The 20052-nt window shown below is 37.2% G+C and carries 15 protein-coding genes; 14 read left to right on the plus strand and 1 reads right to left on the minus strand.

Annotation, left to right across the window (positions count from 1 at the left end; all coding sequences use genetic code 11):
* Positions 1-25 precede the first annotated feature (25 nt).
* The 14 genes from nuoG (at position 26) to dnaE (ending at position 18904) form a co-directional block, all read left to right on the plus strand.
* Positions 26-2122 carry an NADH-quinone oxidoreductase subunit NuoG gene (nuoG, locus tag QVL57_RS05375; RefSeq protein ID WP_290076335.1) on the plus strand — a complete coding sequence of 699 codons (2097 nt, stop codon included), beginning with the start codon at positions 26-28 and terminating at the stop codon, positions 2120-2122.
* 11 nt (positions 2123-2133) lie between these two features.
* Positions 2134-3174, plus strand: coding sequence for an NADH-quinone oxidoreductase subunit NuoH (gene nuoH, locus QVL57_RS05380; RefSeq protein WP_290076337.1), 1041 nt, complete (start codon positions 2134-2136; stop codon positions 3172-3174).
* 22 nt (positions 3175-3196) lie between these two features.
* Positions 3197-3688, plus strand: coding sequence for an NADH-quinone oxidoreductase subunit NuoI (nuoI, locus tag QVL57_RS05385; RefSeq protein WP_290076338.1), 492 nt, complete (start codon positions 3197-3199; stop codon positions 3686-3688).
* 36 nt (positions 3689-3724) lie between these two features.
* Complete coding sequence (locus QVL57_RS05390; protein WP_290076340.1) at positions 3725-4342, plus strand: NADH-quinone oxidoreductase subunit J; 618 nt, start codon at positions 3725-3727, stop codon at positions 4340-4342.
* A complete protein-coding gene (gene nuoK / locus QVL57_RS05395; protein ID WP_290076341.1) occupies positions 4343-4651 on the plus strand; it encodes an NADH-quinone oxidoreductase subunit NuoK in 309 nt (102 codons plus the stop codon).
* 4 nt (positions 4652-4655) lie between these two features.
* Positions 4656-6623, plus strand: coding sequence for an NADH-quinone oxidoreductase subunit L (nuoL, locus tag QVL57_RS05400; RefSeq protein ID WP_290076343.1), 1968 nt, complete (start codon positions 4656-4658; stop codon positions 6621-6623).
* Positions 6623-8092, plus strand: coding sequence for an NADH-quinone oxidoreductase subunit M (locus QVL57_RS05405; protein ID WP_290076344.1), 1470 nt, complete (start codon positions 6623-6625; stop codon positions 8090-8092). The genes nuoL and QVL57_RS05405 overlap by 1 nt, the downstream gene beginning before the upstream one ends.
* Positions 8093-8103: 11 nt before the next feature.
* On the plus strand, positions 8104-9561 hold the full coding sequence (gene nuoN / locus QVL57_RS05410; RefSeq protein WP_290076345.1) for an NADH-quinone oxidoreductase subunit NuoN: 1458 nt from the start codon (positions 8104-8106) through the stop codon (positions 9559-9561).
* A 7-nt stretch (positions 9562-9568) separates the two neighbouring features.
* A complete protein-coding gene (locus QVL57_RS05415; RefSeq protein WP_290076347.1) occupies positions 9569-10390 on the plus strand; it encodes a biotin--[acetyl-CoA-carboxylase] ligase in 822 nt (273 codons plus the stop codon).
* A 22-nt stretch (positions 10391-10412) separates the two neighbouring features.
* Positions 10413-12089, plus strand: a complete 1677-nt coding sequence (locus QVL57_RS05420) for a ribonuclease J (protein WP_290076349.1) — start codon at positions 10413-10415, stop codon at positions 12087-12089.
* A gap of 11 nt (positions 12090-12100) precedes the next feature.
* Entirely contained in the window at positions 12101-13447 is a 1347-nt protein-coding gene (gene proS / locus QVL57_RS05425) for a proline--tRNA ligase (protein WP_290076350.1), read from the plus strand.
* A 68-nt stretch (positions 13448-13515) separates the two neighbouring features.
* Positions 13516-14778: a lipoprotein-releasing ABC transporter permease subunit gene (locus tag QVL57_RS05430; RefSeq protein WP_290076352.1), complete on the plus strand. Its 1263-nt coding sequence runs from the start codon at positions 13516-13518 to the stop codon at positions 14776-14778.
* Complete coding sequence (locus QVL57_RS05435) at positions 14778-15461, plus strand: ABC transporter ATP-binding protein (RefSeq protein ID WP_290076354.1); 684 nt, start codon at positions 14778-14780, stop codon at positions 15459-15461. The genes QVL57_RS05430 and QVL57_RS05435 overlap by 1 nt, the downstream gene beginning before the upstream one ends.
* On the plus strand, positions 15455-18904 hold the full coding sequence (gene dnaE, locus QVL57_RS05440; protein WP_290076356.1) for a DNA polymerase III subunit alpha: 3450 nt from the start codon (positions 15455-15457) through the stop codon (positions 18902-18904). The genes QVL57_RS05435 and dnaE overlap by 7 nt, the downstream gene beginning before the upstream one ends.
* Here the strand turns inward: dnaE and QVL57_RS05445 are convergent.
* On the minus strand, positions 18893-20050 hold the full coding sequence (locus QVL57_RS05445) for an FAD-dependent monooxygenase (RefSeq protein WP_290076358.1): 1158 nt from the start codon (positions 20048-20050) through the stop codon (positions 18893-18895). The two genes, dnaE and QVL57_RS05445, sit on opposite strands and share 12 nt — an antisense overlap.
* Positions 20051-20052: the final 2 nt, after the last annotated feature.

The following is a 20052-nucleotide window of genomic DNA, read 5'->3' on the forward strand; positions in this document are numbered from 1 at the left end:
GTTACGCCGTAGATCTGGAAAAACAATGATAAAAATCAAAGTTGATGGAAAAGAGCTAGATGTCCCAGAGCATTTTACTTTGCTGCAAGCAGCAGAAGCTGCTGGCGTAGAGGTCCCTAGATTTTGCTTTCATGAGCGATTGTCCATTGCTGGTAATTGCCGTATGTGTTTGGTTGAAGTAAAAGGCGGGCCTCCGAAACCGCAGGCTTCCTGTGCACTTGGTGTGAAGGATTTACGTGCTGGTCCGAATGGCGAGTTGCCGGAAATTTTGACTGCTTCGCCCATGGTAAAAAAAGGCCGAGCAGGGGTCTTAGAGTTTTTATTAATAAATCATCCTCTCGATTGTCCGATATGCGATCAGGGTGGAGAATGCGATTTGCAGGATCAGGCTATGGCTTTTGGTCGCGCCACCTCCCGTTATCATGAGGCAAAAAGGGCAGTAGAGGAAAAATATCTTGGCCCTTTAGTAAAAACAGTAATGACACGTTGTATTCATTGTACACGTTGCGTAAGATTTACTACGGAGGTAGCGGGTATTTCAGAACTCGGTCTGGTTGGGCGTGGTGAGGATGCAGAGATTACCTCTTATTTAGAGCACGCCTTAACTTCCGAGCTACAAGGAAATATTATTGATCTTTGCCCGGTTGGGGCTTTAACAGCTAAGCCATATGAATTTAAGGCTAGGCCTTGGGAAATGCATAAGGTAGAGACATTGGATGTTATGGACGCTTTGGGAAGCTCTATTCGTGTGGATATTCGTGAGAACGCAGTTATGCGTATTTTGCCTCGTGTTAATGAGGAAATAAATGAGGAATGGATTTCAGATAAAACAAGATTTGTTGTTGATGGTTTGCGTTCGAATCGTATAGATAGGCCATATATTAAGGATTCAAATAATAAATTCATTGAGACTTCATGGGATGAAGCGTTTGCAGCTATTGCTAATGCGGTGAAGGCTAATAATAGGGAGGCTATCGGTGCTATAGCCGGGCCTTTGTCTGGTGTAGAAGAAATGTTTGCTCTCAAAGAGTTATTGGCTTCTTTAGGGTCTAGCAATATCGATTCTCGTCAGCATAATTCTGCAATACATCCTTCTTATGGACGCGGTTCTTATTTATTTAACAGTTCAATTGAAGCCATAGAAAATGCTGATGCTATATTATTGGTTGGTGCAAATCCTCGCATTGAAGCTTCTGTTTTAAATGCTCGGATACTTAAAAGGCAGCGTAACGGCGATATTCCAATAGGTGTTGTTGGTAAAGCTGTAAATCTACGCTATCCGTATGAATTTTTAGGTGAGGGCACTAATAGCTTAGAGGATTTGCTTAACAGCGATAACAATTTTGTCGAAAAGTTGAAAAACGCGAAGCGTCCGCTGATAATAATAGGTCAAGCTGCTTTATCGGGTAAAAATGGGGTCGCTAACCTTTTTGCTGCATTGAAACTTAGTGATATGGTTGGTGCTTTAACACCAGACTGGAATGGTTTTTGCGTATTGCATACGGCTGCATCTACAGTAGGGGGGTTAGATATAGGATTTGTGCCCTCTGTTGATGTAACAGCTTCTGATATTATACATAATAGTAAAGTTTTGTTTTTACTTGGAGCAGATGAATTTGATTTATCTGATAAACAAGCTTTTACTATATATATAGGTACTCACGGTGATTATGGAGCTAATAACGCTGATGTTATTTTGCCAGCCGCTACGTATTTAGAAAAATCGGCGATTTTTGTAAATACTGAGGGCCGTCCGCAGCTTACAAATAAAGCTCTTTTTGCTCCTGGACAGGCAAAAGAAGATTGGTCGATAATTCGTGCTTTGTCGGCGCAGCTTGAAGTACCATTACCTTTTGATTCGCTACAGCAATTGCGTGCATTGTTATATAAAAAACACCCGCATTTGTCCAAGACAAATAAAATTATAACTAGCGATGTAGAGGAATTGAAAGCCCTGGCTTTGCGATACAAAAAGCTGGAGGTAGGTGACTTTTCAACCGTTATTGAGGATTTTTATTTAACCAATGCTATTGCAAGATCATCTAAAATATTGTCAGAATGTTCTGCTTTTTTTAATAGTCAAACAGAGCAACTAGCTAGCATTTTATATACGCAGAAATAGGATAGGGATCGATGTTTTCAACTTTTTTTTCTGCTTTAATTGTTTTATTAACTTTGCTAGGTAAGTCCTTGCTATTGATATTAATTTTATTATTTTTGATAGCATATTTATTATATGCCGATCGTAAAATTTGGGCGGCTGTTCAATTGCGGCGTGGTCCAAATGTTGTTGGTCCTTGGGGTTTGTTGCAATCTTTTGCCGATCTTCTTAAATTTATTTTAAAGGAACCTATAATTCCATCTGGCGCAAATAAAGGTGTGTTTTTGCTGGCTCCGTTCATTTCTGCTGTCTTAGCTTTAGCTGGTTGGGCAGTAATTCCGGTTAACGCTGGATGGGCAATAGCTGATATAAATGTTGGTATATTGTATATTTTTGCTATGTCCTCGTTAGAAGTATATGGGGTTTTAATGGGAGGATGGGCATCTAATTCTAAATATCCATTTTTAGGTGCCGTGCGTTCAGCGGCGCAAATGATTTCTTATGAGGTCGCTATAGGTTTTGTTATAGTTACTGTTTTGCTTCTCTCTAACTCCTTAAATCTTACAACTATTGTGTTGGCTCAAGCGCATGGCCTTGGTGCTAAATTAGGTTTGCCTCTTTCTTCATTTCTGGATTGGAATTGGCTTTCTTTATTTCCGCTATTTATAATATTTTTTATTTCTTCTTTAGCAGAAACTAATAGACCTCCATTTGATTTAGTCGAGGCAGAGTCAGAGTTAGTTGCTGGGCATATGGTTGAGTATTCTTCAACGCCATATATGTTATTTTTTCTAGGTGAATATGTAGCTATAGTTTTATTATGCGCTTTGATGACTGTTTTATTCCTAGGGGGCTGGTTGCCGCCTTTAGATGTTTTTTGGCTAAATTGGCTTCCTGGTGTTTTTTGGTTTATTCTAAAAGTTTGTTTGCTGTTTTTTATGTTTGCTATGGTCAAAGCTTTTGTTCCACGCTATCGCTATGATCAGCTTATGCGGCTTGGGTGGAAGGTTTTTTTACCATTATCACTAGCTATGCTTGTGCTTACATCTATTTTTATTGAGCTTACGCTTTAACTGAGGCTTGTAGGAGTTTTTAATGTCCAAAATAATGAAAACGATTAAGTCTTTTTTTCTCTTAGAGTTTATAAGTGCTTTTGGCCTAGCTATGAAGCAATTTGTAGCTCCTAAACCAACGATAAATTATCCTTATGAAAAAGGTTATGTTAGTCCACGCTTTCGTGGTGAGCATGCATTGCGCCGCTATCCAAATGGTGAAGAACGTTGTATAGCATGTAAATTATGTGAGGCTATTTGCCCTGCGCAAGCAATAACTATAGAAGCTGGCCCCGCACTGGCTGATGGCACTCGTAAAACTACACGTTATGATATTGATATGGTTAAATGTATTTATTGCGGATTATGTCAAGAAGCTTGTCCTGTAGAAGCAATTGTAGAGGGGCCAAATTTTGAGTTTTCTACTGAGACGCGTCAGGAGTTATATTATGATAAGGAAAAACTCTTGGCTAATGGCGATAGGTGGGAAAGAGAGATTGCCCGTAATATTTCTTTAGACGCGCCTTATCGATAATAGAGTAAAAATAATAGTTATGATAGGAAAAAGCTTATGTTGGTAAATATAGTGAATATATTGTTTTGGGTATTTTCCTCAATTTTACTCTTGAGTGCGCTTTTAGTAATTTTAGCACGCAATCCTGTTCATTCTGTGCTTTTCCTTATTTTAGCTTTTTTTAATGCAGCTGCTTTGTTTTTGCTAACAGGTGCAGAATTTTTGGCTTTCATTTTACTGATAGTGTATGTTGGCGCAGTAGCAGTGCTGTTTTTATTTGTTGTGATGATGTTGAACATAGATTTTGCAGAAATGCGTGCGAGAATAACTCGTTATTCTTCTTTAGGATTAGTCGTAACGGCTATAATGTTGGCTGAGTTATTAGCAAGTTTTACAGGCTATAATTTTGCTAAGCATATTGGACCTAATAGCTTTAATCCTATTTCCCATGCTAACGTATCAAATACCCAGCTATTGGGTGATATTCTTTATACTAAATATGCTTTTTATTTTGAGCTTTCGGGTTTGGTATTGTTAATAGCTATGATAGCCTCTATAGTATTGACATTGCACCATAGGCCAAACGTTAAAAGGCAAAATATAGCAGAGCAAGTAGCCCGTTCTAGGGAAAATGCTATAGAAATCAAAAAAGTTCAGTCGGGCAAAGGAATTTAAATGTTAGTAGATGTAAGTCATTATTTAGTGGTTTCCGCTTTTTTATTTACAATAGGTGTTTTAGGAATTTTTTTGAACCGTAAGAATGTTATAATCCTGTTGATGTCTATAGAGCTTATTTTACTGGCTGTTAATTTAAATTTTGTGGCTTTCTCTGCTGCGCTGCATGATTTATTAGGACAGGTTTTTGCATTGTTTATTTTAACGGTGGCGGCAGCCGAAGCTGCCATTGGGTTGGCTATTTTAGTTGTGTTTTATCGCAACCGTGGGTCTATAGCCGTAGACGATATTAACTCTATGAAAGGTTAGCCCAATGGTATATGAATTAATAATCGCGCTTCCCTTAGCTGGATTTTTGATAGCTGGTTTGTTTGGCAAGGATTTAGGAGATAGAGCCTGTGAAGTTATAACAAGTGCATTTATGGTGCTGGCGGCATGTCTATCCTGGTTAGTTTTCTTTATGTTGGCTATAAAAAATGGGCATAGTGTTTATATTCATATTTTGCCCTGGTTAACTATTGGCGACTTTAGCTTTGATTGGGCTTTGCGTATAGATTCCTTAACTGCGGTAATGCTTATTGTAGTAAATACGGTTTCTTCTTTGGTTCATATTTACTCTATAGGATATATGCATCATGATAAAAGCCGTACAAGATTTTTTGCCTATTTATCTTTATTTACTTTTATGATGTTAATGCTGGTGACATCTAATAATTTGGTTCAAATGTTTTTCGGATGGGAGGGCGTGGGGCTCGCATCATATTTATTAATAGGCTTTTGGTATGAAAAACACTCCGCAAATAAGGCTGCTATCAAAGCATTTGTTACAAATCGTGTAGGGGATTTTGCTTTTCTTTTGGGTATCTTTAGCATTTTTATGATTTTTAATGCGCTGAATTTTGATACTATTTTTGTTAAATTAGCGTCGCATAATTTTGTACAAAATTGGCAATTTTTAGGATTTAATTTTGCTGCTAATGGTATTATTTCAGTGATTTGTTTATTGCTATTTATTGGTGCTATGGGAAAATCTGCGCAGTTTTTATTGCATGTTTGGTTGCCAGACGCGATGGAAGGGCCTACACCAGTTTCAGCATTAATACATGCCGCAACTATGGTCACGGCTGGTGTGTTTATGGTTGCCAGATTTTCGCCTTTGTTCGAGCAAGCACCTTTAATATCAATTTTTATAGTAATAATAGGCTCGATGACAGCATTTTTTGCTGCTACAGTTGCTTTAGTTCAAAATGATATAAAGCGTGTTATAGCGTATTCCACATGCTCTCAGCTAGGTTATATGTTCACTGCTTTAGGTGTAGGAGCTTATAGTGCTGGGGTTTTTCATTTATTTACACATGCTTTTTTTAAGGCTTTACTGTTTTTGGGTGCTGGTTCTGTTATTCATGCGGTATCGGATGAACAGGATATGAGAAAAATGGGTGGATTGTATAAATATATACCTGTTACTTACGTTACTATGCTAATAGGCACTCTTGCTCTTACTGGCTTTGGTGTACCAGAAACATTAATCGGTACAGCTGGCTTTTTTTCAAAAGACGCAATTATAGAAGCCGCTTATGCATCGTCTAATATTGCTTCAATGTTGGCTTTTTGGTTGCTAGTTATAGCTGCTTTATTTACAAGTTTTTATTCTTGGCGCGTGGTGTTCATGACTTTTCATGGCAAACCTAGAGCTACAACGGATGTTATGCATCATGTCCATGAATCTGGTAGCGTTATGCTTATCCCTTTATTGGTTTTGTCGCTAGGTGCTTTGTTTGGAGGTATAGTATTTAAAGATTATTTTATCGGCGAGTTCTATAATGCTTTTTGGAAGGGTGCTTTGTTTACGAATTCTTCGAATCATGTACTACATGCTATGCATCATGTAGATTTTTGGGTAAAATCAGCCGCCTTTATTGCTATGCTAATAGGTTTTTTTACAGCTTTTATTTTTTATATAATTGCTCCGAATTTACCGAAAAAGCTCGCTTTTCGTTTTCCAAAAATTTATGACTTTTTATTGAATAAATGGTATATAGATGAATTATATCAGGTAATTTTCGTAAATCCTGCTTTTAGATTGGGCAACTTATTTTGGAAAAGCGGAGATATTAATTTTATTGACCGTTTTGGCCCAAACGGTATAGCCTCAAAAGTTTTGGATATTACTAATAAGGCTGTTCGCTTGCAAAGCGGATTTATTTATCACTATGCGTTTATGATTATTATAGGTATGGCTGCTTTGCTTACTTTAATGATGGTTGGGAGTTTTTTTTAATGACCGATTGGCCTGTTCTTTCTACCCTTATCTTTTTTCCACTTATAGGAGCGTTTATTATCTTTTGTATTAAAGATAATAATGATCTTGCAAGGAAAAATATTAAAATGGTCGCACTGCTGACCAGTATATTTGTATTTTTTCTTTCATTAATCATTTTATTTAGCTTTGATAAAACCACTGCTAATTTTCAAATGGTAGAATATTTCGGATGGCTAGGCAGCGGTATAAATTATCATTTGGGAATAGACGGCATATCTGTTCTTTTTGTAGTTTTGACAACTTTGCTAATTCCTTTTTGTATCTTAGCAAATTGGAATAGTATTAAGGACAGAATAAAAGCTTATATGATAGCCTATTTGCTTTTAGAAACTATGTTGTTAGGAGCTTTTTGTGCTTTGAATTCTATAGTTTTTTATAGTTTTTTCGAAGGTAGCCTTATACCAATGTTTATTATAATTGGTGTGTGGGGCGGCAAGAATCGTGTATATGCTAGCTTTAAGTTTTTTCTATATACTTTGTTGGGTTCTGTTTTAATGCTGGTTGCGCTAATGTGTATGTATGCTAAAAGCGGTTCTTTGGATATAGTCGATCTTATGAAATATAAGTTTCCTATTAATATGCAATATTGGCTTTGGTTGGCTTTCTTTTCTTCCTTTGCTGTTAAGATGCCTATGTGGCCAGTTCATACTTGGTTGCCAGATGCGCACGTAGAGGCTCCAACCTCTGGCTCTGTGATCTTAGCTGGTATTATGCTAAAGCTTGGTGGTTATGGTTTTTTGCGTTTTTCTTTGCCAATGTTTCCAGATGTTTCATATAAATTAGCGCCCCTTGTTTTTGCGCTTTCGATTATAGCTATCATTTATACCTCATTAGTTGCCTTGGTTCAGTCAGATATGAAAAAACTGGTGGCCTATTCTTCTGTAGCTCATATGGGATATGTTACAATGGGTATTTTTGCTGCAAACCAGTTATCTATTGAAGGGGCCATGTTTCAAATGATTTCTCATGGTTTCGTTTCCTCTGGTTTGTTTTTATGCATAGGGGTTATTTATGACCGTCTTCATACTCGTGAAATTGCTGCTTTTGGTGGTTTAGCAAAAATTATGCCCTTATATGCTACAGTATTTTTAATTCTTACGATGGCCAATATTGGATTGCCCGGAACCTCAGGATTTATCGGTGAATTTTTATCGCTTGCGGGAACGTTTCAGGTTAACACTATTACGGTATTTTTTGCAACTTTTGGAGTGATTTTGTCTGCTGCTTATGCTTTGTATTTGTATCGCCGCGTTGTTTTGGGCCCCTTGGAAAAGGAACATCTTAAGGCTTTATTAGATTTGTCGCAGCGAGAGAAAATTCTTTTATATCCCATGGTAGCTTTGACAATATTTTTTGGTATATACCCATCGCCGATTATAAATATTATTTCGGTATCAGTAAATGCCCTTGTTAAGCACATACAGTAAAGAGGTAAAATATGCATTTAAACATGATAGCGCAATTATCGTATATTTTACCAGAGATTATCCTCACTGTGGGTGCTTTATCCATCTTAATGCTAGGTAGTTTTAGCGATAAAACTTCTTACAAATTACTCATTAGCCTGTCTATAGGGTTTTTAGTAACAGCTATGTTATTGCTAGTAGCCTTGCCTCATGCTGGCTTTGCCTTTGGAAATGCCTTAAAACTGAATGGCTTTGGCCGTTTTATGAAAATCTTAGTATTGCTAGGTAGTATAAGCTCTATAATTTTATCTATAGATTATTCTAAAAACATGGAAATAGATAAATTTGAATTGCCTGTCCTGTATTTATTGGCAACGGTGGGTATGTTTTTTATGATTTCCGCTGCAAATATGCTTACGCTTTATTTGGGGTTAGAGATGCAGTCATTATGTTTATATGCTTTGGCTGCATTTGACAGGGAAAAATTAAAATCAAGCGAAGCAGGGATAAAATATTTTATTCTTGGTGCTCTATCATCTGGTCTTTTACTTTACGGCATATCTCTTTTATATGGTTATACGGGCCAAATTGGCTTTGCAGAACTTTTACAAATTTTTAAAACTGAGCCTTATAATATAGGTGTAATCTTTGGCTTGGTGTTAGTTTTGATCGGTGTGGCATTTAAAATTTCAGCTGTGCCATTTCATATGTGGACACCAGATGTTTATGAGGGGGCGCCTACGCCCGTTACTGCCTTTTTTGCTGGGGCCCCAAAGATTGCAGCTTTTGCAGTATTAACAACTTTGGTCACTGGTGCATTTGCTCCTTTAACCACATCAGCTGTAGCCTTGCCAGCATGGAAACAAATTTTATTGTTGCTCTCTTTAGGATCTATGCTACTTGGAGCATTTTCTGCTATAGGACAAACAAGTATAAAACGTGTTTTGGCATATTCTTCTATAAGCCATGTTGGTTATATATTGTTAGGTCTGCTAGCTGGTAATATGACAGGAACTGTATCAGTTTTAATTTATCTAACAATATATCTTATAACTATTATAGGCTTTTTTGCTTTTTTACTTTCTATGCAGGGACGAGCTGGTTATGCAGAAGATATTTATGATTTATCAGGAATAGCAAAAACGCATCCTTATATTGCTGTATCGGTTACAATTTTATTGTTTTCGCTTGCAGGTATTCCACCTTTAGCTGGGTTTTTTGCTAAATGGTATAGCTTTATTGCTGCTGTCCGTGGTGGATTTGTAGGTTTAGCTATTATTGGGGTGATATCTTCAGTTATTGGTGCCTTTTATTATTTGCGTTTAATTAAAATCATTTGGTTTGATGAGACAAAAATAGAGTTTTTAGAGCCTAGACCAGAGCTAAAATTTTTGTTGGGTACCTCTAGTTTGCTAATTGTATTTTTTATAATTTGGGGCCATGCAATTTATCCTTTAGCCCAGTTAGCAGCTATTTCTTTATTCCAGTGATTTCTTTATGAGCTTTTATTTAGCTAAGCAAGCCAAACAAGAGGGATATAAATTAACGACTTACGGTTCTGTTAGCTCCACCAATGATTTGGCGCTGGAGTTACTTTTAGACTATAAAAAAGGGAATATAGCTAGAGCTGGCGATGCTTATTTACCCGAAAAACATTGGATAGTGGCTGAGCAACAATTGAAGGGTCGTGGTCGCCGCGGCCGTGGTTGGGTGAGTCCAAAGGGTAATTTATATTGTAGCTTGGTTTTGTATGACATAAAAACTATAGAGGATTGTATAGCTTTGAGTTATATTGCTGGTATTAGTTTACGCGATTCTGTAGAGTATTTTAGACAGATTTATCTTAAGCAAGAAATCGATTTATCCTTAAAATGGCCCAATGATATTTTGTTAAATAACAAAAAACTTTCAGGAATTTTGCTGGAGGTGAAGTCGTTAGCCGCAGGACTTTACGGTGTGGTAGTTGGTATTGGTGTAAATGTTGCAGAAAAAATAGAAAATCTAACTTATCAAACTTCTTCCTTACATGAGCAGGGGATAATTTGCACTCCATCAATGCTATTTGAACGCTTAAGCTATTATTGGTTAGAGAATTATGCTATATATAAATCTCCTAATGGAGCGGAGCAAATTCGTAATACTTGGCTGGCTTATACTTCGTGTGTCGGTAAGCATATTACTATTAAATTGCAAAACTCTACAATTTCTGGTACATTTGAAAGCTTGGATGAAAGCTTTAGCTGCCTGGTTCGTTTAGAGGATAATAATGTCATTAAAGTTAATAGCGGTGATGTATTATTTGGAAATATGATTTCATAATAGGGTAACGGTTTAAATAAATATGAACGATAATAGTAAAGAATTGTGCTTTACGCCTTTGGGCGGTGTTGGCGAAATTGGAATGAATTTGGGGGTATATACTTATGGTACCGAAGAAGATAAAGAATATTTGATAGTTGATATGGGGGTTTCTTTTGCTGGAGAAGAAGCACCAGGAGCCGACTTAGTTTTGCCCGACATTAGTTTTTTGGAAGGGGAAGCAGTAAATATAGTTGGTCTAGTTATTACACATGGACACGAAGATCATTATGGTGCAGTGGCAGAACTTTGGCCACTTTTAAAAGTGCCGATCTATTGTACAGCATTTACTGCAGCACTTTTGCAAAGTAAATTTACAGATGCCGAAAAATTTAAAGAATTGCCTTTACATATTTTTAAACCAGGCGATAAATTTAAAATTGGTGAATTTACTGTAGACACCATACAAATGAATCATTCAATTCCGGAAGCTACAGCCTTAGCTATAAAGACCTCTGCAGGAACGGTTGTACATACTGGAGATTGGAAAATAGATGACTCTCCAGCGCTTGGAGATAAAACAGATTTAGAGAAATTAAAAAAACTTGGTGATGAAGGTGTCCTAGCTCTTGTTTGTGATTCGACAAACGCAGCGCAAAGTGGCGGCTTCAATACAGAAGCTACTGTAAAAACGAATTTAGAAAAAATCATAGCCAAGGCTAAAGGAAGAGTCGCTATAACTACTTTTTCATCAAATGTTGGGCGCATTATTTCGATGATTAAGGCAGCTAGGGCTAATGATAGAAAAATTTTATTGCTTGGTCGCTCAATAAAGCGTGTCGTTAATATAGCTATAGATTTAGGTTATATTGGCTCAGACGAGACTTTTTTGAGTGAGCAAGAGTATAATGAGGTGCCACGAGATAAATTAGTAATAATTCTTACGGGTAGTCAAGGCGAAATGCGAGCTGCTTTATCGAAATTGGCAGATGGAGCGATGAAACAGATTGAGCTAAGCCGCGGAGATTGTGTAGTTTATTCCTCTCGTATGATTCCTGGTAATGAAAAACTTATTTTAAGGGTACAAAATGCGCTTATTGATCAAGGCGTAGAGTTAATAACTGTGGCTGATCAACAAGTTCATGTTTCTGGCCATGCTAGCCAAGATGAGCTAAAGAAAATTTATGAGCTAGTGCGGCCAAAAATCTTGGTTCCAGTACATGGTGAGGCGATACATTTAGAAGCTCATGCAAAATTCGCTACAAAAGAAGGTATCGGGCAAATAGCTCGTATACGCAATGGCGATATGTTGTTGCTCTCTGGCAAAAAAGCCAAAATAATTGATGAAGTCCCTGTGGGTCGATTATATCGTGACGGCAAATTACTGGGCTATGACACTGAGCTTGGAATCAATGTAAGAAAAAAGTTAGCACAAGTAGGGCATATTGCAGTATTTATTGTTTTGACAAATCGGCTAAACTTAGCTTTTTCACCTAAATTAATTATAAATGGGTTGCCCGCCTTTGATCAAGAAGGCGAATCAATGTATGATCTTATTCATGCTGCGCTAGAAGATTTAATAGATGATTTGCCTGCTAAAAAGCTTAAAAATAAAGTTGCATTAGAAAGCGCTTGCAATAGCGCTGTTGTGCGTACGGTAGAAAAAGCTTGGGGCAAAAGGCCTTTAGTGACTTCGGTTATTCATTATATTTCACGCTGATCGGTATTATTATGCGCTTATCTAATTATTTTTTACCTATTTTAAGAGAACAGCCCAAAGAGGCAGAGATAACATCGCATAGTTTAATGTTGCGTGCTGGCATGATAAAACAGCAATCAGCAGGTATTTATACTTGGTTGCCTTTAGGCAAGCGGGTATTAGATAAAGTAATAGCTATAGTTAAGCAAGAGCAAGATAGAGCTGGTTTCAATGAATTATTGATGCCGCTTTTGCAGTCGGCTGAGCTTTGGCAGGAAAGTGGCCGCTACGATGATTATGGCCTAGAAATGTTGCGCATAGTCGATAGACATGAAAGAAAAATGCTTTATGGCCCAACGAATGAAGAAGTTATAACAGATATTTTTCGCAGCTATGTGCGTTCTTATAAAGAGTTGCCAGTTCGCTTATATCAGGTGCAGTGGAAATTTCGTGATGAAATTAGACCGCGATTTGGCCTTATGCGTGGTCGAGAATTTTTAATGAAAGATGCATACTCTTTTGATATAAATCTTACGGAGGCTAAAAAAACTTATAATAAAATGTTTGTAGCTTATTTACGCAGCTTTAGTCGCATGGGTTTAAGAGCAATACCAATGCGAGCTGATACGGGCCCCATAGGTGGCGATTTAAGTCATGAGTTTATAATTTTGGCTAAAACGGGTGAAAGTGCTGTATTTTGTAATAAATGCTTTTTAGATTTTAATGTTATGAATAGTCAGCTAGATTTTAATGATGATAGCCAGTTAAACTATATAGTATCGCAGTGGACCAAGCCTTATGCTGCTACCGAAGAGATGCATGATAAAGCTGCTTGGTCGCAATTAAGCAAAGAAGACAGGGTAGAGGCTAGAGGTATCGAGGTAGGGCATATTTTCCACTTTGGCACTAAATATTCTGCACCGATGAATGCTAAAATTATGGATGCCGATGGTAAAGATATTTTTCCTTCTATGGGGTCATACGGTATAGGTATTTCTAGGTTGGTTGCAGCAGCAATTGAATCTTCGCATGATGAAGACGGTATAATATGGCCAGCCCCCATAGCGCCTTTTGATTTGGCTATAATTAATTTGCGGGTTGATGATGAATTGTCTAATGGCATAACAGATAAATTTTATAATTTTTGTAGCAAGATCGGGCTAGAAGCTTTAGTAGACGACAGTAATGAGCGTGCAGGAATCAAATTTGCTAGCATGGATTTACTAGGCCTGCCTTACCAAGTGATAATTGGTCCAAAAGGTGCTTCAACTGGTATGGTGGAAATTAAAAATCGTAAAACATCTGAAAGACTCCATTTGTCAATAGATGAAGCTTTAAACTATTTGAGTACAAATATCTTATCAGGTAAAGTTTCTTAAATAATTATACTTGTTTATAAGATAATATCTATTATGTAAAACACTAATATTCATTATGGAGCAAATATATGCGCGCGGGTTTGTTTAGCTTATATGAGTGGAAGATAGCGCTGCGTTATATGATTCCTAGTAAAAAGCAAACCTTTACATCAGTTATTTCTTGCATTTCTTTGCTAGGCATTATTGTTGGTGTATGGGCCTTAATAGTTGTTACTTCCGTTATGAATGGCTTTCGGTCGGAATTGCTTGATCGTATCCTGGGGGTAAATGGCCATATAATTATACAAAGTGCTGATACACAACATTTGAGCGATTACCTTGCCTTAACCCAAAAATTACGCGCCCTAGAGGGCATAAAATCTGCAGCCCCTGTTATAGAAGAGCAGGCCTTGGCACAAGTGCCTGGATTGGGAAGCTCCGGCGCTATTATTCGCGGGGTCCTGCCTGAAGATTTGAGTTTGATGTCTACCATAACCCGCCATGTAAAAGCAGGCGATATTGCTGATTTTACGCAAGCTAATAGCGTGGTTATAGGCGCAGGTATGGCAAAAAAATTTGGGTTAACTATAGGGGATAATATTACAGTATTATCGCCTACTGGTGATGTTACGCCTTTTGGCGTTAATCCGCGTACCAAATCTTACAAAATTGCCGCTATATATGAAGTTGGTATGTATGAGTATGATTCTGCAATTATTTTTATGCCTTTAAAAGAGGCACAAAGCTTTTTTAATTATGGCGATAAGGTATTATCTATAGAAATATTTTTGAATAATCCAGATAAGGTAGAATTTTATAAAAAACAAATTGCTACTATGATTGCTCAACCGCTTAATATAATAGGCTGGGAAGAGCGGAATAAGGCCTTTTTTTCGGCCCTTACCATAGAGCGCAATGCTATGTTTATTATACTTTCGCTAATTGTTTTAGTAGCAGCGTTAAATATTATTTCAGGCTTGGTAATGCTAGTTAAAGACAAGGGAAAAGATATTGCTATATTGCGTACTATGGGGGCGGCTAATAATTCTATATTACGTATATTTATTATGGCTGGCATGGTTATAGGTGTCTTGGGTACGCTTATTGGCCTGGCTCTTGGTATAGCTACTTGTTTGAACATAGATAATTTGCAGCGATTTATTTCCTGGCTTTTTGGGGTAAATGTTTTTAATCCAGAGCTTTATTTTTTAGCTAAATTACCAGCAAAATTGGACTGGATAGAGGTGTTTACCATTAGCTTTGTTACTTTATTACTATCATTTTTGGCTACATTAATTCCAGCTTGGAGTGCGGCAAAGTTAGATCCTATTGCTGCTCTAAGGTATGAATAATGAGTGCGGTTTTAGAACTTAAAGAAGTTTCAAAAGCTTATTATAGCAATGAGCAAAAACTGCAAGTATTAGATAAACTTTCTTTGCGTGTAGATGCGGCTGAAATGGTGGCTTTGGTCGCGCCTTCAGGCTCTGGTAAATCTACGCTTTTACATATCGCCGGCCTTTTAGAACAACCTGATAGTGGAGTAGTGTCTTTATATGGTCGGCCTTGCTCTAATTTATCTAATAGTGCTAGAACGGCAATAAGAGGCAATGATATAGGCTTTGTTTACCAAGCGCATCACCTTTTGCCAGAATTTACCGCATTAGAAAATGTTATGATGCCACAATTTATAATTGGTCGTTCTGTAGATTTGGCTAAAAATAGAGCAAAGAAATTATTGCGTTATTTACGTGTGGATGATAAAATAAATAATCGACCAAGCGAAATGTCCGGAGGGCAGCAGCAAAGAGTAGCGATAGCGAGGGCTGTAGCGAATGCGCCGTCTATTTTGTTGGCAGATGAGCCAACGGGGAATTTAGATCCGCAGACTTCTGATTATGTTTTTCAGATATTTTCTCTTTTGGTGCGGCAAGCAGGAATCTCTGCCATTGTTGCAACGCATAATTACAATTTGGCAAAAAAGATGGATAAAATTATAACCTTAAAAGACGGAAAAATCGTAGAATTAAAGTGTTAAAAAATCTAGCCACTAATTTGTCTTTTGTTCATTTACATGTGCATTCTACTTATTCTTTACTAGAGGGTGCATTGCAGACCTCTGAAATAGCATCGGCGGCTTATGATGATGGCCAGCCTGCTATAGCTCTTACCGATAGTAATAATTTGTTTGGTGCTTTAGAATTTACGTCTGCTTGTTTAAGCAAAGGGGTTCAGCCTATTGTTGGACTGCAAATCCTATTAGATTTTGAAGCAGAAACTAATAATAAGAATCTTGGCTGTGTAGTACTATTGGCTAGTGATGATACTGGCCTGGCAAATTTGCTGCATTTAGCAAGCAAGGCATATTTGGATGCGCCGGACGCCCATGCCACTGATCTGGCTTATATTAAATTATCTTGGCTTAGGGATTATGCCGCTGGGCTTATTTTATTAACTGGTGGGGTAAATGGTCCAATCAACAAAGCTTTGAGCGAAGATAATGTTAGCAAAGCTTTGGTGCAATTAACGAGTTTAAAAAAGATATTTGCAGACCGATTATATATAGAATTACAAAGATATGAGGATTATAGTAAAGCTGTAGAGCAAAAATTATTACAATTTGCTTTAGAAGAAGATATTGAGTTAGTCGCTACTAATGAAGCGTTTTTTTTGAACAAGGCAGGGTTTGAAGCACATGATGCTTTGCTAGCTATAGCCCATGGTAATTTGGTAGCAAATAAAAATCGCCCGCGTGTTTCAAGCGATCATTATCTAAAAAGCCAAAAAGAGATGGTTGCTTTATTTGCTGACTTACCAGAGGCTATAGCTAATAGCGTAAAGATTGCTCAGCAATGCAGAAGCTTTGTAAAGAAGCGCGAGCCTATCTTACCTAAATTTGCGGATAATGAAGAGCTGACAATTCAATTGCTTAAAGATCAAGCATTTCAAGGGTTAGAGCATCGTTTAACTACAAATGGACTGGCAGAAAATTTTACGCGCGAAGATTACATAAAGCGCTTGGATTATGAATTAGATATTATAATAAAAATGAAATTTCAGGGTTATTTCCTTATAGTTGCTGATTTTATCCAATGGGCAAAAATGGCGGGGATTCCTGTAGGTCCGGGCCGTGGCTCTGGAGCTGGAGCTTTGGTTGCCTATGCGCTTACCATTACAGACATAGACCCATTGCGGTTTTCTTTACTATTTGAGCGTTTTTTGAATCCAGAGCGGGTTTCAATGCCAGATTTTGACATAGATTTTTGTCAAAATCGACGTGGCGAGGTTATAAAATATGTGCAAAATAAATATGGCAAGGATCGTGTAGCGCATATTATAACTTTTGGTAAAATGCAAGCCCGGGCTGTATTACGCGACGTAGGTAGGGTATTGCAAATTCCATATGGTAAGGTTGACTATTTATGTAAGCTGGTACCTCAAGGACCGGGTTCAAACATAAACCTTGCACAAGCAATACGAGAAGAGCCTAAATTTCGAGAAGCGGCCTTAGAGGATTCTAATATTGACAGGCTGCTGGAAATAGCCCTGCAATTAGAAGGACTATACCGACATGCTTCTACACATGCCGCAGGTATTGTGATAGGAGACCGACCATTGCAAGAATTAGTGCCTATGTATTTTGATGCTAAATCACAAATGCCAGTAACACAATATAATATGAAATATGTAGAGCAAGCAGGTTTGGTAAAATTTGACTTTTTGGGATTAAAAACCCTTTCTGTTTTAAAAAATGCGGTTGATTTAGCTCGCAGAAAAGTAAAAGATTTGGATTTATTAAAAATAGATTTAAAAGATCAAACTACGTATGATTTACTTTCAAATGGTGAAACTGTAGGGATATTTCAAGTGGAAAGCGCTGGCATGCGGCAAGCTCTAATCGGCATGCAGCCAGATTGTATAGAGGATATTATTGCCCTAGTTGCTTTATATCGCCCAGGGCCAATGGAAAATATTCCCGTTTATAATCGCCGCAAAAATGGGGCAGAAATAGTTAGTTATATTCATCCTGAGATAGAAGATATTTTAAAAGAAACACAAGGTGTGATTGTGTATCAAGAGCAGGTGATGCAAATTGCTCAGCGCTTAGCTGGTTATTCATTGGGCGAAGCTGATTTGCTTCGCCGTGCTATGGGTAAAAAGATACATTCAGAAATGGAGCAGCAAAGAGCAAGGTTTATCAAAGGCGCAGAAAATAATAATATAGTCAAAGCTAAAGCTAATGAAATTTTTGATTTATTAGCAAAATTTGCAGATTATGGTTTCAATAAATCTCATGCTGCTGCCTATGGTTTGATTTCCTACCAAACGGCTTATATGAAAGCTAATTTTCCTGTAGAGTTTTTAGCTGCTTCGATGAATTATGATATGCTTAATACCGAAAAGTTAAATGATTTTAGAATAGAGGCGCTGCATTTAGATATAGAAATAATTCCTCCCAATGTACAAACTTCAGCAAAAGATTTTGAAGTTTTGGATAACAAAATATTTTATTCGCTAGCAGCGATAAAAGGGGTAGGCGAAAGTGTGGCAGCACATATAGCCCAAGTAAGAGGCAAGCAAAAATTTGCTAGTTTAGAGCACTTCTGCCAGGCTATAGATCCTAAAGAAGTTAATAAGCTTGCGTTAGAAGGATTAGTAAGTGCTGGTGCTCTTGACTGTTTCAATATAGATAGGGCTAGTTTATTTGCCTCTGTGCCGCGCATGTTGAGCTATGCAACGCGAGCCAAGCAGACTAAAAATAGCGCCCAGCAAGATATCTTTGGTGATCTTACACAAAATACTTTGGACAAGCTAGATTTAATAAGTGCTAAAGCTTGGTCTTTAGATGAAAAGCTGCATAGAGAAATTGTGAGCTTAGGTTTTTATATTACTGGTCACCCATTAACTCGTTATAGTAAATATATATCTAACTATAAATCATATCCAGAAAATATTGCTAAGTTTAGAGCCACTTTTAGCACGGCTGCTACTTTAATTGCCAAGCAATTGCGAAAAACTAAAAAGGGTGAGCGTATGCTTATCTTAACTTTTTCACAACCGAATAATATTCAATTTGATGTGCCTTTATTTGACGATAAAGTGCAGCAATTTAGCGATAAACTTGTCATAGGGGCTTCTATGCTATTGGATTTATATGTTAAATATTATGAGGATAATGAAAGGGCAAACATTACAAACTTGACCTTACTAAAGGAGGGCAATGATCCAATTTATTTTAAATCTCTTAAGCTTGCCGTAACGCAAGCTAGCCATATAGAAACCATACACAAATTATTGATTGAAAAAGGAAAAAAAGGTAATTATAACAGCGAGTTAAATTGTGAAGTTAAATTACTTTATAAAGAAGAAAAACAAACATTAGAGCTATCGCTTGGACAAACTTATGTTATTGATGAATCTATCTATAATGCGGTAGCTTCTATTGATGGCTTGCGAATACTAGAAAGCCTACAATTTTAAAGCATCATATTTGTAAAGCCAGTTGAGATTTTCTAGTAATCGGTTGCTGCCCATAAATCTCATTGTAACATCTCTTGTCTTAGCAATTATTCCCTTAGCGTGATAAGCATAAGCGTTTAGATTACCGCGAAATTTTACCTGCTTAATGCGCTGTGTTCTTTTTTTTGCGTAAGTGCACAAATTATTTCTCGTAGCAAAAGTTTCTGAGCTGCATAAATGTACAGCAAGCTTTGCGGCATCTTCTATAGCCATAGCGGCACCCTGTGCAGCAAAAGGTAAAAGGCTGTGCGCCGCGTCACCAATAAAAATTATACCGTCTTGATTTAAATAATTTATGTTAAGTGAGCTAAAAATTGGCCAGCGGCTCCATTGAGCATCCTGTGCAAATGTTAAAATATTTGATTTTGGCACTGTTATTGATGTAGCTAACTCTTCTTTTGTTATCATAATCAAATTATAGTTTTCTCCTTGGCAAATTGGATAGCATACTGAATGCTGACTATGATCCATAAAGACACTAATTTCATAATTACTTAAACCTAGATGCTTAGCTTTTTGCGGTAAAAATGTAGTGCGCCAAGCTGTATAGCCGCTATATACTGCTTTTTCTGGCCTAAGGTTCGACCAAACTCCATCAGCACAAACTAAAAGCTTGGTTGGTATATCGTATAAGATACCAGTATTTTTTTTAACCTGTATAACATATCCATCTTGCTGTTGATTTGTGTAAGCTATTACCTCATTTCCAAGACGCAAATCGATCAATTGATTCTGTGCGCGTACAGCATCTAATAAGACAGTCTGTAAATCGGCTCTATGTATTGTAAGATATTGTGAAAGATTGTTGCTTTTAGCATATTGCGCAATAGGCAAAGAAATAATTTTTTGGTTATTAGTAGCATTTATTAAATTAATTTGTGTTGGAAGCGCTGCTTTTTCTAGACAGGCTTTTAATACATCTATCTTCTCTAATAATCTTGTAGCATTGGGGGAAAGCTGTAATCCTGCGCCTATTTCTTTTAGTTCTGATGCTTTTTCTAATATTATAGAAGCTACCCCATATTTCGCAAAATATAAAGCCAAGCTTAATCCAGCTATGCCCCCGCCAGAAATTACAATTGGTGCTGGGCTAATAAGCTTTTTCATAT

Origin of the sequence: Bartonella sp. TP (assembly GCF_030406085.1) — a bacterium.
In the GTDB taxonomy this organism is placed as follows: domain Bacteria; phylum Pseudomonadota; class Alphaproteobacteria; order Rhizobiales; family Rhizobiaceae; genus CALTWN01.

What these genes read in the sequence shown, in the direction of transcription:
- QVL57_RS05430 (WP_290076352.1), top strand. Translation starts at nt 13,516, where the DNA reads ATGCGCGCGGGTTTGTTTAGCTTATATGAGTGGAAGATAGCGCTGCGT.
- QVL57_RS05415 (WP_290076347.1), top strand. Translation starts at nt 9,569, where the DNA reads ATGAGCTTTTATTTAGCTAAGCAAGCCAAACAAGAGGGATATAAATTA.
- QVL57_RS05445 (WP_290076358.1), bottom strand. Translation starts at nt 20,050, where the DNA reads ATGAAAAAGCTTATTAGCCCAGCACCAATTGTAATTTCTGGCGGGGGC.
- QVL57_RS05390 (WP_290076340.1), top strand. Translation starts at nt 3,725, where the DNA reads ATGTTGGTAAATATAGTGAATATATTGTTTTGGGTATTTTCCTCAATT.
- nuoN (WP_290076345.1), top strand. Translation starts at nt 8,104, where the DNA reads ATGCATTTAAACATGATAGCGCAATTATCGTATATTTTACCAGAGATT.
- proS (WP_290076350.1), top strand. Translation starts at nt 12,101, where the DNA reads ATGCGCTTATCTAATTATTTTTTACCTATTTTAAGAGAACAGCCCAAA.
- nuoH (WP_290076337.1), top strand. Translation starts at nt 2,134, where the DNA reads ATGTTTTCAACTTTTTTTTCTGCTTTAATTGTTTTATTAACTTTGCTA.
- nuoK (WP_290076341.1), top strand. Translation starts at nt 4,343, where the DNA reads ATGTTAGTAGATGTAAGTCATTATTTAGTGGTTTCCGCTTTTTTATTT.
- QVL57_RS05435 (WP_290076354.1), top strand. Translation starts at nt 14,778, where the DNA reads ATGAGTGCGGTTTTAGAACTTAAAGAAGTTTCAAAAGCTTATTATAGC.
- QVL57_RS05420 (WP_290076349.1), top strand. Translation starts at nt 10,413, where the DNA reads ATGAACGATAATAGTAAAGAATTGTGCTTTACGCCTTTGGGCGGTGTT.
- nuoL (WP_290076343.1), top strand. Translation starts at nt 4,656, where the DNA reads ATGGTATATGAATTAATAATCGCGCTTCCCTTAGCTGGATTTTTGATA.
- nuoG (WP_290076335.1), top strand. Translation starts at nt 26, where the DNA reads ATGATAAAAATCAAAGTTGATGGAAAAGAGCTAGATGTCCCAGAGCAT.
- QVL57_RS05405 (WP_290076344.1), top strand. Translation starts at nt 6,623, where the DNA reads ATGACCGATTGGCCTGTTCTTTCTACCCTTATCTTTTTTCCACTTATA.
- nuoI (WP_290076338.1), top strand. Translation starts at nt 3,197, where the DNA reads ATGTCCAAAATAATGAAAACGATTAAGTCTTTTTTTCTCTTAGAGTTT.